General features: G+C 70.9%; 8 protein-coding genes and 1 tRNA gene. 4 read left to right on the forward strand and 5 right to left on the reverse strand.

The genetic code is table 11. From position 1 onward, the window contains the following. Window positions 1–105 precede the first annotated feature (105 nt). Window positions 106–178 (forward strand) — tRNA-Arg (locus EDD31_RS08805). 85 nt (window positions 179–263) lie between these two features. On the opposite strand, the gene EDD31_RS08810 is transcribed toward EDD31_RS08805, so the two are convergent. Continuing rightward, window positions 264–464: a PLDc N-terminal domain-containing protein gene (locus EDD31_RS08810; RefSeq protein WP_123303819.1), complete on the reverse strand. Its 201-nt coding sequence runs from the start codon at window positions 462–464 to the stop codon at window positions 264–266. Between the two features lie 424 nt (window positions 465–888). On the opposite strand from EDD31_RS08810, the gene EDD31_RS08815 reads away from it, so the two are divergent. After that, complete coding sequence (locus tag EDD31_RS08815) at window positions 889–5,352, forward strand: DNA helicase (protein WP_123303820.1); 4,464 nt, start codon at window positions 889–891, stop codon at window positions 5,350–5,352. Window positions 5,353–5,661: 309 nt separating this feature from the next. On the opposite strand, the gene mscL is transcribed toward EDD31_RS08815, so the two are convergent. The 3 genes from mscL to EDD31_RS08830 form a co-directional block, all read right to left on the reverse strand. Next, the gene (gene mscL, locus EDD31_RS08820; protein ID WP_123303821.1) at window positions 5,662–6,150 is read right to left on the reverse strand and encodes a large conductance mechanosensitive channel protein MscL; all 489 of its coding nucleotides are present in this window, start codon (window positions 6,148–6,150) and stop codon (window positions 5,662–5,664) included. A gap of 39 nt (window positions 6,151–6,189) precedes the next feature. Next, on the reverse strand, window positions 6,190–6,930 hold the full coding sequence (locus EDD31_RS08825) for an SAF domain-containing protein (RefSeq protein WP_123303822.1): 741 nt from the start codon (window positions 6,928–6,930) through the stop codon (window positions 6,190–6,192). Between the two features lie 118 nt (window positions 6,931–7,048). Continuing rightward, entirely contained in the window at window positions 7,049–7,297 is a 249-nt protein-coding gene (locus EDD31_RS08830; RefSeq protein ID WP_123305361.1) for an FmdB family zinc ribbon protein, read from the reverse strand. 113 nt (window positions 7,298–7,410) lie between these two features. Here EDD31_RS08830 and EDD31_RS08835 point away from each other — a divergent pair, with 113 nt between their 5' ends. Continuing rightward, window positions 7,411–10,086: a penicillin acylase family protein gene (locus EDD31_RS08835; RefSeq protein ID WP_123303823.1), complete on the forward strand. Its 2,676-nt coding sequence runs from the start codon at window positions 7,411–7,413 to the stop codon at window positions 10,084–10,086. A 7-nt stretch (window positions 10,087–10,093) separates the two neighbouring features. Here EDD31_RS08835 and EDD31_RS08840 read toward each other — a convergent pair whose 3' ends face one another. Continuing rightward, entirely contained in the window at window positions 10,094–10,729 is a 636-nt protein-coding gene (locus tag EDD31_RS08840; RefSeq protein ID WP_123303824.1) for a 5-formyltetrahydrofolate cyclo-ligase, read from the reverse strand. A 118-nt stretch (window positions 10,730–10,847) separates the two neighbouring features. Here EDD31_RS08840 and EDD31_RS08845 point away from each other — a divergent pair, with 118 nt between their 5' ends. Then, the gene (locus EDD31_RS08845) at window positions 10,848–12,059 is read left to right on the forward strand and encodes a molybdopterin molybdotransferase MoeA (protein ID WP_123303825.1); all 1,212 of its coding nucleotides are present in this window, start codon (window positions 10,848–10,850) and stop codon (window positions 12,057–12,059) included. The last annotated feature ends 19 nt before the right edge of the window (window positions 12,060–12,078 follow it).

Below are 12,078 nucleotides of genomic sequence, written 5' to 3' on the forward strand. Positions count from 1 at the left end.
GGCCACGGGAGAGGTGTGCAGCGGGCGCCGAACGCTGGGGCGACGTCGGTTTCGGCCGGTCGCCATCGAGCCGGGTAGGCTGATCGCGCCCATCCTGGCCACCCCGCCTCCGTAGCTCAGTGGATAGAGCAACCGCCTCCTAAGCGGTAGGTCACGCGTTCGAATCGCGTCGGAGGCACCGAAAGTTCCCCGTCGGTGTAGCCAAAGGTGTAGCTAGCACGCTCACCGCCGCTGCACATCGGCCGCGGGACGGGGAAAGTGGCCTATCCGTGTGAGTTCTTGCCGACGAAGAACCACACCAGTGGGCCCAGCAGCGGGAACGCCAGCACTCCGAGAATCCACAAGGCCTTGAGCCCGGCGGTGTAGGAGCGCGAGTTCATGATGGACACAACGGCGGCGAAGAAGAGCACGATCAGAGAGAGCCCGATGGCGGCGCCGATGAGGGCGAGGGGTTCACCAAACATCGACCGACTGTAGCAACGCCCGTTCTTGCTTCGAGCCCGATCAGGGCGTCCGTGGCAGCCAGCCACGCGCCCCGACGGCAGCCAGCCACCCGCCCCGACCTGCCGATCGGATGTCGAGCTGGCCCGTGATGCGAGCACCGGCGGTGCACCTAGACTTTCGTCTCACCTTTCGCAAGTGGATGTGGCACCTGTCACAGCCAGAAGTAGGCGGATGCGATTGCATCACTCCCGACTTATGGGGCAGTATTGCTGGCAGATGGAGCGCGACGCTTGCCCCCCCTGCGTGTCGCGCTCCATCCTCATCTTCAGGCAGATCCCACGGTGCAACGGTGCACGGCGTAGCGGATCGCCAGGCCCAGGAATGCGTCGGAAGGCATCGGCGCGGCACTCACTCCAGTAGCCGGAGACTGCATACCGTAGACGAATGATCCGTGGTCTCTTCCGACGCAAGGGGGCGGATCGTCGACCCCCCGCCGAGCAGGCCAGTGGTCCCGCCCCCATTGCGCCCCCCGCCCCGCCGAGCCCTGCGCCCGCAGAGCCCGAATCGAGCCCGCCGGTCGAGCCGCCCCCGCCGCGCACGCAGGAAATCGTTGAGCAGGCCCTGCGTGGCTGGAGTTCCGCACTCGCCGCGCTCGGAGAAGAAGCGGCCCTGGCGGACCTCTCGCGCGTGAGCGAGGCGGCCGTGGATCTCACCGCCGCACATCCCTCCGGCTTGGCGCAGCTCTACGCCGGCCGCCCCACGCGGCTGTCCAGCCTGGTGCGTGAGCCCGGAGCGCAGCGGGAGGCCCGACGTGCCGCCGAGGCGGCCCGCGCCACCACCGAGGAGCTCACCCGCCGTCACGGCATCGCTCCCGTCTACCTCGCGCTCGGCGTGGCCACCTGGACCGAGCTGCCAGAAGCCGACGGCGCGGTCGACGTTGACGAGAGCCAGAACGGCGACGTCGTCCTCGAACCGTCCTCCGACCCACGGCATGCCTACGCCGACTATTCGGCCACCTCCGCCGTCTCGGCCTCCTCGGGCGACGAAGCCGAGCGGGTGTCCGTGCCTCACGCCGCAGCGGGATCCGCCGCGGGCCAGGGTGTCCCGACCGAGGCGCCCGACTCCCACGCGGCCTCCGGTACCGCACCGCCCGCCAGCTCCGGTGAGGCAGCGGCTACCCCCTCCGCAACGTCAGCGGAGGTGGCGCGCGCCCTCCCGGCCACGCCGTCGCACCGGGCCGTGCGGGCCGTGCAGGCACCAGTACTTCTGCGACCCATCCGCATGACCGCCCCGCCGGGATCGGACGACGTCCTCTTCCACCTCGAAGCCGGCGTGGAGATCAATCCGGTGTTCGCTGACGCGCTGAAGGCTGCAGAGCCTGGCGCCGATCACGCAGAACTGATCCCGCTCGCCGAACTGCTCGGCGAGGGCCTCAGCCCGCGGAAGGCCTTCGAGCGCATCCGCGAGGTGGGCTCCCGGTACCTGGCCGGCTTCGAACTCACCGAGAAACTGCTGGTGGGCCCGTTCGTGCAGCCTGGCCGCATCCTGCTCGATGACCTCGAATCCATGCGTCCCTACCTGGCGAAGTCGCCGGTGGTGGCGGCGCTCGCCGGCGATGACGAGGCGCAGAGTGTCCTGGATGTGCCCCTCCCGCCACGGGTGCGCGGCGATCGTGCCCCGGAGGACGAGCGCGGAGCCGGCGACCTCGACCCGGACCAGGCCTACGCCGTCGACGTCGCGGCGTCGGGCCGGAACGTGTTCATCGACGCGCCCCCGGGCTCCGACGTCCACGGCGCCCTCGCGGCGCTGCTCGCCGATGCCGCAGCCTCCGGCCGGCACAGCGTGTACGTGCCCGGTTCACGACGCACTGGCCGCGCCCTGGTGGGCAGGCTCCAGGAGATCGGCCTGGGCGGCCTCTCCCTGGATATGGCCACCGAGGATCGATGGCGCCAGCAGGTCCCCACCCGACTTGCCGCCGGTCTGGGCCGGGAACCGGAGGAACTCGACGCCCGGCGCATCGAGGCTGATCGTGCCGAGCTCGTGGCGGTGCGCAGCACCCTGGGTGACTACATCGACGGCCTGCATGCGGTGCACGATCCCTGGGGCGTCTCCGCCTACGACGCCCTGCAGGAACTCGCCCGCCAGACCTCCCGCCGCCCCGGCCCGCGCACCACCGTGCGTCTGAGTGCCGCCACGCTCCGCGAGCTGAGCGGCCAGGGCCTCTCCGAGGTGGCCGATCTGCTCGCCCGCGCTGCGGCGCTGGACGCCTTCACCCTGCGCCCGCACGAGACGCCCTGGTACGGGGCCGCCCTGGACACGGCCGCCGAGGCCACCGCAGCGCTGGAGCGCACTCACCGCCTCGCTGAGGAGCTGCTGCCTGACCTACTCGACCACGCCTCGCGGGTGACCCGCCAGACCGGTCTGGAACGCGCGCGGACCTTGCGCGATTGGTCCGAGCAGCTCACCATGCTCGACGGCGTGGCCGATGCCCTCGACGTCTTCCACCCGCAGATCTTCGAGCGCTCCGCCGCCGACATGGTGGTCGCCACCGCCTCGCGGGAGTGGCGCAAGGAGCGCGGGCTCTCCATGCGCGCCTCTGTCCGCCGCCGCCTGCGGAAGCAGGCCCGGGATCAGCTGCGGCCCGGCCGCCCCGTCGAGGACCTGCACGCCGAGCTCGTCAAGGTTCAGGCCAAGCGCGAGGTCTGGCGGCGCCATGACCCCTCCGGTGGCTGGCCCCGCCTGCCTGATGGTCTGGGCCCGATGCGCAAGACCGCCGAGCAGGCTCGCGCCGATGTCGAGGCGCTCGACCCGGTGGTGGGCTCCGGGATCGGGAAGGACGAACTCCTCGATCTGCCCCTGGGTGCCCTCGAAGATCGGATGCAGGCCCTCAGCCGTGACGCCGCCGCACTGCGGCTGCTGCCTGAACGTACCCGCGTGCTCGCTGAGCTACGCGAGCGCGGGATGGGCGAGCTGGTGGCGGACCTCACCCAGCGTCGTGTGGCCCGGGCCCTGGTCGGCGCGGAACTCGACCTCGCCTGGTGGTCCTCCGTGTTGGAGCAGATCCTGCGCACTTCTCCGGCGCTGGCTGGCCAGGATGGGCCGGCCTTGCGCGCCCTGGCCGAACGATTCCGCGAACTCGATCTCGCCCAGGTCCGCAGCCTCGCCGCTCCCATCCGCCGCGCCATCGCCACCCAGGCCCAGGAGGCGGTCCTCGCCCACGCCGCCACCGCCCAGCGCTTGGAGGATGCTGCCGCGGAGGAGCACCCGGATGTGCGCCGCCTCCTCACCGGCTTCGGCGACCTGCCCCGCCGTGCCTGCCCGATCTGGCTGCTGGCCCCGGCCATCGCGCCTCAGGTGCTGCCGCCCGCTCCGGAGACGATCGATCTGCTGGTGCTCGATGGCGTGCAGCACCTTCCGCCGGCCCAGGTGATCTCCCTGATCGCCCGCGCCCGCCAGGTGGTCCTGACCGGGGACTCCCGGCGCGGCGGAGAAGGGCTCGCCGGTGTGCTCGGACCGCTGCTGCCCACCGTGCCCCTGCCCGCCGATCGTGCCCGGCGGCATGAGGGGATTGCCGCCTTCCTCGCCTCGCACGGCTACGACGGCGTCATCTCCTCCGTGCCCGGTACCACCCCCGCCTCGCAGGTGCGCCTCGAGCTGGTCGAGGGCTTCGGCATGCCCGCGCCGGGCCGCGAGGCCGTGGAGTCGGTGCGCAGTGAGGTCGATCGCGTGGTCGATCTGGTCATCGAGCACGCTTTGACTGCCCCCGAGGAGTCCCTGGCGGTCGTGGCGCTGAATGCGCCGCACGCGGAGCGGGTGCGCGAGGCAGTGGCTGCCGCTGCGGCGGGGAGCCCCGCGCTGGGCTCCTTCCTTGACCCGGAGCGCGACGAGCCGTTCACCGTCCTCGAGGTCGATGCCGCCGCGGGCCTCCGGCGTGATGTCGTGCTGCTCTCCGTGGGCTACGGCAAGACGCCACACGGACGCGTGCTGCACCGCTTCGGTCCCATCGCGGAGCCGGACGGGCTCGCCTGCCTGGTGGACGCCCTCGATGCGGTGCGCCACCGTCTCGTGGTGGTCTCCTGCCTGGCCCCCGGTGACCTTGACCGCGAGCGACTGCGCCAGCCCGGCCCGCAGCTGCTCGCCGACCTCATCGATCAGGCCGCTTCCGGTGAGGAACTCACCGCAACCGCCGATTCCGAGCCGCTCGATGGCCCGGACCAGCTCCTGGTGGACCTGGCCGAACGCCTCTGGCGCCTGGGTCTGGTGGTGGAGCCGCGCTACGGCATCCCGGGCGGGGTGCGGGTGCCGCTGGCCATCGGTCACCCGGACCTCCCCGGGGAGCTCGTGGTCGCCGTGGCCACGGACGACATCGACTATGTCGCGGAGCACTCCCTCCGGCGCCGCGACCGGCACTGGGTCGAACGGCTTGAGGCGCGCGGCTGGCGCGTGCGGATGGCATTCTCCGCTGCCGTGTTCATGGATCCCCAGGCCGAGGCCGAGGCCATTCGCGATGAAGTCCTCGACGTCGTCGCAGCCCGCCGGCTCGCCGCAGCAGCCCAGGGTGGCCAGCTGGTTGAGACGTCCGCTGTGATCGACGATGGCTCGCGCGGGCCACGCCCTGATGTGCCGCGAGGCTTGCCCCTGGCGGCCTACAGCGATGACCAGCTCGATGAGCTGGTGGCCTGGCTGCGCGCCGACGACCACCACCGCGAGGAGGCTACGCTGATCGAGGAACTGCGCGCCGAGCTCGGGCTCACGCGCCGGGGCGCGCAAACCGATGCGGTGCTCGGTCACGTGGTGCGCCGCTCCAGCCGCGAGCTCGACAGTGCGGATGACGGATCTGACGATGGTGACATCGCCGAGGCTGGCGAGGGGTGCGCTGCGGGCGACAACGGCCGCGCTGGGGCCTGAGTGATGGTGGAAGGCAGGCCGCGCCGGTCACGTCGCGCCATCCGTCTCTCCGTGACCGACCAGCGGCGTCTCGACGCCGGGGAGATCAGCGATCCCACGCAGGCGTTGCACACGCCGGAAGACTCTCATCCCGGGGAGACTGGCGTGTCACCGTCCGCAGACAGTTCAGCAGCAGACCGCGCGGACCCGAAGCCGCCCACACGGCCCTCAGCTGAAGACGAACGGATCCTGCGAGAGGTGCCCCCGCACTTCGGGCCGCTCTGAAGCCCACAGTGGGTGGCCGGAAGGCAACCTGCCGGAGCCATCCGCTCAGGCCGGCGGCCTGCCGGCGCGTGGCCCGTCCGCGTGCGGAGCGTCCGGCGTTCCAGGCGCTGCAGAACTCGGCGGCGACTGCCCGGTCTGCTGTGCGAGCATGTCGCGGATCTCGCGCAGGACGAGCACATCCTCGGAGGGGCCTTCGGGCTGTGCTTCCTTCCCCTTCGCGCGGTGCTCGGCGAACCTGTTCATGGGCAGCACCACCATGAAGTAGATGGCCAGGGCGATGATCAGGAAGTTCAGCAGCGCCGTGGCCACTGCGAAGGGCCTGATCTCGGCAGGTTCCTCGGCCAGGCCGGTCTGCATGGTGATGACCAGGACGTTGTCGAAGTTGGGTTCGCCGAAGATGCCGCCGATCAGCGGGTTGAGTACCTGTTCGACCAGAGCGGTGACGATGGCGGTGAAGGCGGCGCCGATCACCAACCCGACCGCGAGGTCGATGGCATTGCCGCGGGCAATGAACTCCTTGAATCCCTTGATCATCAGGTGTCCGATCCGGTCGAGGCGAGCAGATGCTGGCGCCTACTGGCCGGGGAGCACGGCGTGCAGGGGTGACCAGGTGCTGGCGCCGAGAAGCACGGTAGCGGTATCGGGCGGCACAGCCACATAGATGTGCCGTATGCCGGACTCGGCACCCGCCGGTGCGAGCAGACCACCGCCGCCGGTGATGCCCTCCTCGGCGTGAGCGAGCACCACCGCGGAGCGAGCGGCCAACACCGCTGGACCATTGCCATGTTCCGGTCCGGCGAGCAGGTCCACGCTCCGCCCCGGCTCGGCCAGCCGCACCGAGGCGATGTCGGACAAGGGGACAGCGACCACCACATGACCGGCGGGAGCGTGGTCGGCCAGGCCAGGCCCCACCAACATCGAGGGCAGTAGCGTCGTGCCGGCAGGCAGACCGAGGGCCAGCGTGCCGCCCTCGACCTGAGCGACGTCGGTCAGCGCTGAGGCGGGGGCGGCACCGGCCGGCAAGGAGCGCACCTCGACGTCGGCGGGCCGGATCTCGCTCCCAGCCGCGGTGTCCGCTGTGAGCACCAGCGCTGGGACGCCATCGGGATCGGTGTGCAGGATGCCGGGCACCACTGTGGCGACTGCGGTGAGCACCAGCAGTCCCGCCAGCACGAAGCGGTAGCGCCAGCCGAAGCGGCGCAGCCGGGCGCGCCGACGCCGTGAGGGCGCAGGTGTGCTTCGGGAGGGCGAGGGAGCCTCGGACGCGGTGCCGCCGTGAGTGGCCGCGTCGGCGGAATGCTCGGTGAGGACCATGCCCGCACGCTAGGCATCTGCGACATGTCGTGGCTCTCGGTCGTCGCGACGCTGTGGACGGCGTGGCGCAGCCACGGACTGCTGGGGAGTGCCGCCAGGCCCACAGGGGCCGCCAGGGTCAGTCGCCGCCGGATCCCGAACTGGACGAACTCGACGAGCTCGAGGATGAGGCCGACGAACTCGTGGCGCTCGCCCTCGAGTCGGTGCGGTAGAAGCCCGAGCCCTTGAAGGTCACGCCCACGGAGCCGAAGAGCTTGCGCAGGGACCCCGCGCAGGCTGGGCACTCGGTCAAGGACGCGTCACTGAAGGACTGCTTGACCTCCAGCTCCTCACCGCAGGCGGTGCAGCGGTAGGCATAGGTGGGCACGATGACCTCCATCGGGACAAGAGAGGCGCCGGGACGGCGCCGACGTATCAGCGAAGTGCTTAGCACTCAAACGCAGTGAGTGCCAATAGTACTCCGTCCTTTACGCTCGTGACGTGCTTCGTTCCTCGGCCCTGCGCACCACCGCGCTCATTGCGAGCGTGGTGGTCATCGCTCTCGTGGTCACCACCATCGCCGCCAGCGTGATCGTGGTGCGGCGCCCCCTGCCCACACATGACGGAACTGCCACCGTCACCGCTCTGGACGGTGAGGTGCGCGTGCTTCGCGATGAGCGGGGGATTCCTCGCATCTACGCCGACACTGACGCCGATCTGATGCGTGCCCAGGGCTACGTGCACGCCCAGGACCGCTTCTTCGAGATGGACTACCGCCGGCACGTGACCGCCGGGCGGCTGTCTGAGCTGGTGGGGGAGAACGAGGAGGCGCTCGCGGCCGATCAGGTCATCCGCACTCTGGGGTGGCGCGATGTCGCCGAACAGGAGTGGGCGCTGATGGACGGGGAGGGCCGCGCGCTCTACGAGGCCTATGCCGAGGGCGTCAACGCCTACCTGCGCGGCCGCGAAGCCTCCCGCGTGGGTCTGGAGTACACCGTGCTCGGCGTCAGCACGGAACTGCGCGACATCGAACCATGGCACCCGGTGGACTCCCTGGCCTGGCTCAAAGCCATGGCATGGGACCTCAAGGGCAACTTCGATGCCGAGCTGGGGCGCGCCACAGCGCTACGCACCCTCGGCACAGTCGAGCAGGTCACCGAGCTCTACCCGGCCTATCCCTACTCCGAGCACCTGCCGATCGTGGCGCCGCCGCCCTCCGAGCGGGAAGCTGATGCCGAGGGTGAGTCTGATCCCGACGGTGCGGGGGAGGAGAACGCGGACCAGGCCAGCCCCGAGGCCGACCCCGGCGCCGGAGACGCCAGCGCCGCCGCCGGGGAGGTCAGCGCTGTGGGCGCCCTGCACGCCGCCTCCGAGGCGATCTCCGCCGTTCCGGTGCTCCTCGGCGAAGGAGAATCGATCGGATCGAACTCCTTTGTGATTGCCGGTGAGTACACCGAGTCGGGCCGTCCGCTCCTCGCCAACGACCCGCATCTCGGCCTGGAGGCGCCCGGCCTCTGGTATCAGGTGGGACTGCACTGCAACTCCAGCAGCGCGGACTGCACCTTCGACGTCTCCGGCACGTCCTTTGCCGGTCTGCCGGGCGTGATCATCGGTCAGAACGATCAGCTCGCCTGGGGCCTGACCAACCTGGGTGCCGACGTCACCGACTTCGTGCTGCAGCGTACCTACGACGACGGCACCTACCTGCGTGACGGCGCTCGGGTGCCGCTGGAGACCCGCACCGAGGTCATCCACGTCAACGGTGCCGACCCGGTGGAGCTCACCGTCACCACCACCGAGCACGGGCCGCTGATCTCCGAGGTGCTCGGCAGCACCGCAGTGGCGGGTTCGGCGCCGGTGCCTGAGGGCGCACCGCCGGCCGGCTACTCCGGCTACTCCGTGGCACTGCAGTGGACGGCACTGACCCCAGGGCGCTCCGCGGAAGCGATCTTCGCCCTCAATCGCGCCACCGACGCCGACGACGTCGCGGAGGCGGCGGCCATCTTCGAAGTGCCAGCGCAGAACATCGTGTTCGCCACCGTCGACGGGCAGATCGGTTCCCAGGCGCCCGGGCGCATTCCCGTGCGCGATGACGTGCCCGACGCCCCCGTCCCCTCCGATGGTTCCTGGCCCCGGCCAGGGTGGGACTCGCGCTACGACTGGCAGGGCTTCGTCGAGGCGGAGGACCTGCCCGCCGTCGTCGATCCCGAGGAGGGGTTCATCGTGGCCGCGAACCAGGCGCCTGCCATGCCTGATGCCGGGCCCGATCTCGGTGTGGACTGGGACGCCGGGTACCGTGCGCAGCGCATCCGCGACCTGGTGGCCGCCGACATCGCCGATGGTCAGCCCATCGGCATCGACCGGGCCAACGAGATCATGCTCGATGACGCCAGCCCTTTCGGCCCCGTGGTGGTGCCGTATCTGCTTCAGGTGCCGGTGGACGACGCGTTCACCGCTGAGGCCGTCGAGGTGCTCCAGGAATGGGCCGAGGAGGGGTACCCCACTCACGTGGACTCCCCGGGAGCCGTGTACTTCAACGCGGTCTGGCGCAACCTGCTCGACGGCACCTTCTCCAATGCGCTGCCCTCCTCGCTGGCTCCCAGTGGCGGGTCGCGCTGGCTGCTGGTGATGGAGCAACTGCTCCGGGAACCGGACAACCCGTGGTGGGATGACCGCACCACCGTCAACGTCGTCGAGGGTCGTGACGAGATCCTGCGTCAGGCGCTGGTCGATGCTCGCTATGAACTCACGAACACCATGAGCTCGGACCCGCAGGCGTGGCGCTGGGGCAAGCTGCACCGTTACGAGCCTCAGCACCCGCTCCTCTCCGGTGAGGAGATCCCCGCCGTGGCGCGCTGGGTCTTCACCCCCAGGGGAGCGGAGACCTCCGGTGGCACCTCGGTGGTCAACGCGACCGCCTACGACGCCACCGCCGTCGACGAACTCGGCCGGCCCGATTTCACCGTCACGGCCGGACCGTCACTGCGCATGGCCGTGGACATGGGCAACCGGGACGACTCCACCTGGGTGACCTCCACCGGCACCTCGGGACACCCCGCCAGCCGGCACTACGACGATCAGATCGCGGCCTGGGCCGCGGGGGAGACCTTCGTCTGGCCGCAATCCAGCGAAGCCGTCCAGGAGGCGGCGGCCTCGGAACTGGTGCTCAGCCCGTAGGGCCGGGTCAGTGCAACAGACGAAGCCGGCGGGTGGGCGTGATCGCGGTGGGCACGAGCACATCATGCTCCTCCCACGGCAGGGTGCCCGCGGGGAGGATCTCCTCGTCGTAGACGCACACGTGCACCTCGGCGTCGTCGCGCACGTGTGGCAGGATCCGGTCGTACCAGCCGGCCCCCTGGCCCAACCGCACGCCCGACTCGTCCACCGCCAGGCCCGGTGCGATCACCAGATCGGCCTCCTCGACCGCCTCGGTCGGCAGCGAGGGCCCCGAGGGTTCCAAGGGTCGTCCGGGTGCGCGTTCAGCCAGGTCACCCCAGCCGGTGTACTCCGCCCATTGCCGGCGTAGACCGGGGCCGAGGACCGGCAGGATCACGCGGATGTCGCGGCTCTGCAGGGCATCGAGCAGCGGACCGGTGCCTGGCTCGCTGTCGCGCGAGACGTAGGCGGCCACGGCGCGCACGTCGTCGAGCTCATCGACGACGGCGAGGGCCTGATCGGCCAGTGCCTCGGCCGCCTGGCGGCGTTGGCGGGGGGTGCGCGCTGCGCGGCTCTCCCGGAGCGTGTGCCGCAAGACCCGCTTCGCCTCCTCCGGCTCCAAACCATCGGTGGAGGGGACCAGAGCTGCCGCTACATTGCGCATGCCCCTAGCATCGCACCGCCGGGCGTCACGCGCTGCCCGGAAGGGTTTTTTCCCGCGAGCATCATGGCGGCCGGGGTGGTGGTCGTTGCTCGCTGCCGGCAAGGCCTAGCCTGAAGCCATGCGCAGCGTCTCCGAGCACCTGTCCGCCTGCCTCGCGGCGGTCTCCCAGCTCCCGCCGCTGGAGGTGCTGCTACCCGACACGGTGGGTTGCGTGCTCGCCGACGACGTCATCGCCGGGGCTGATCTGCCTGTGGACGATCTGGCGGGTCTGGACGGGTACGCCGTGCGGGCGCAGGACGTGACGACGGCGACGGCGGAGGATCCGGCCCGGTTGCGCGTGCTCGATGAGTTGCGCGCCGGCGCGGTCGATCCGCTGCGGCTCATTCCCGGATCCGCTGTTCGCATCGCTTCGGGCGCGCCCCTGCCGGGTGAGGCCAACGCCGTGGTCCCCATTGAGCAGACGGATTTCGGCCGCGCCGAGGTGGAGATCCGCGCGAGTGTCGCTGCGGGGGAGAACGTGCGCCGCAAAGCTGAAGACCTCCGCGGCGGGGAGGTGGTGCTCGCCGCCGGTGAGCGCATCGGCGCGCGCCAGATCGCGCTGCTGGCCGCCGCCGGCCGCGGGCGGGTCAGTGTCTATCCGCGCCCACGCGTCGTGATCGTTTCTATCGGTGACGAGCTGGTGGAGCCGGGAAGGCCCGCCTCGCCCGGCCAGGTGTATGACGCCAACGGGCACGCCCTGGCCACGGCGCTGCAGGATGCCGGCGGGGCCACCTTCCGTGTGGCGGCCGTGCCCGACCGGCAGCACGAGTTGCGCGAAACTCTCGAGGATCAGCTGGTGCGCGCTGACCTCATCGTGACCACCGGCGGGCTCTCCTACGGCGCGAACGACACCGTCAAGGAGGTGCTCGCGCCGCTGGGGACCGTGCGCTTCGACTCGGTGGCTATGACCCCGGGCCGCCAGCTCGGTGTGGGGCACATCGGCGAAGGCACCCCGATCTTCGCCCTGCCGGGTGACCCGGTGGCGGTGCAGGTGGCCTTCGAGATGTTCGTCCGGCCCGCTCTGCTGACCATGGCCGGCTACCAGGATCTCTACCGCGGATCGGTGCGTGCGGCCACGACGGACGGGTGGGCCAGCCCGGCGGGACGGCGCGAGTTCGTGCGCGTCCACCTCACCGGCGATCCGCGCGGTGGTTACCAGGCCGAGCCGATGGGTGAGCCGGGGAAGCTGCTGGTCTCCGGATTGGCGCGGGCCAACGCGCTCGCCGTGGTGCCCGAGGAGGTCACCACGGTGCGCCCGGGCGAGCGCCTGGCCTGCATTCTGCTGGACTAGCGCGGCGGGCCCGCCGGCC

The sequence above is a fragment of the Bogoriella caseilytica genome, assembly GCF_003752405.1.
Lineage (GTDB): Bacteria > Actinomycetota > Actinomycetes > Actinomycetales > Actinomycetaceae > Allobogoriella > Allobogoriella caseilytica.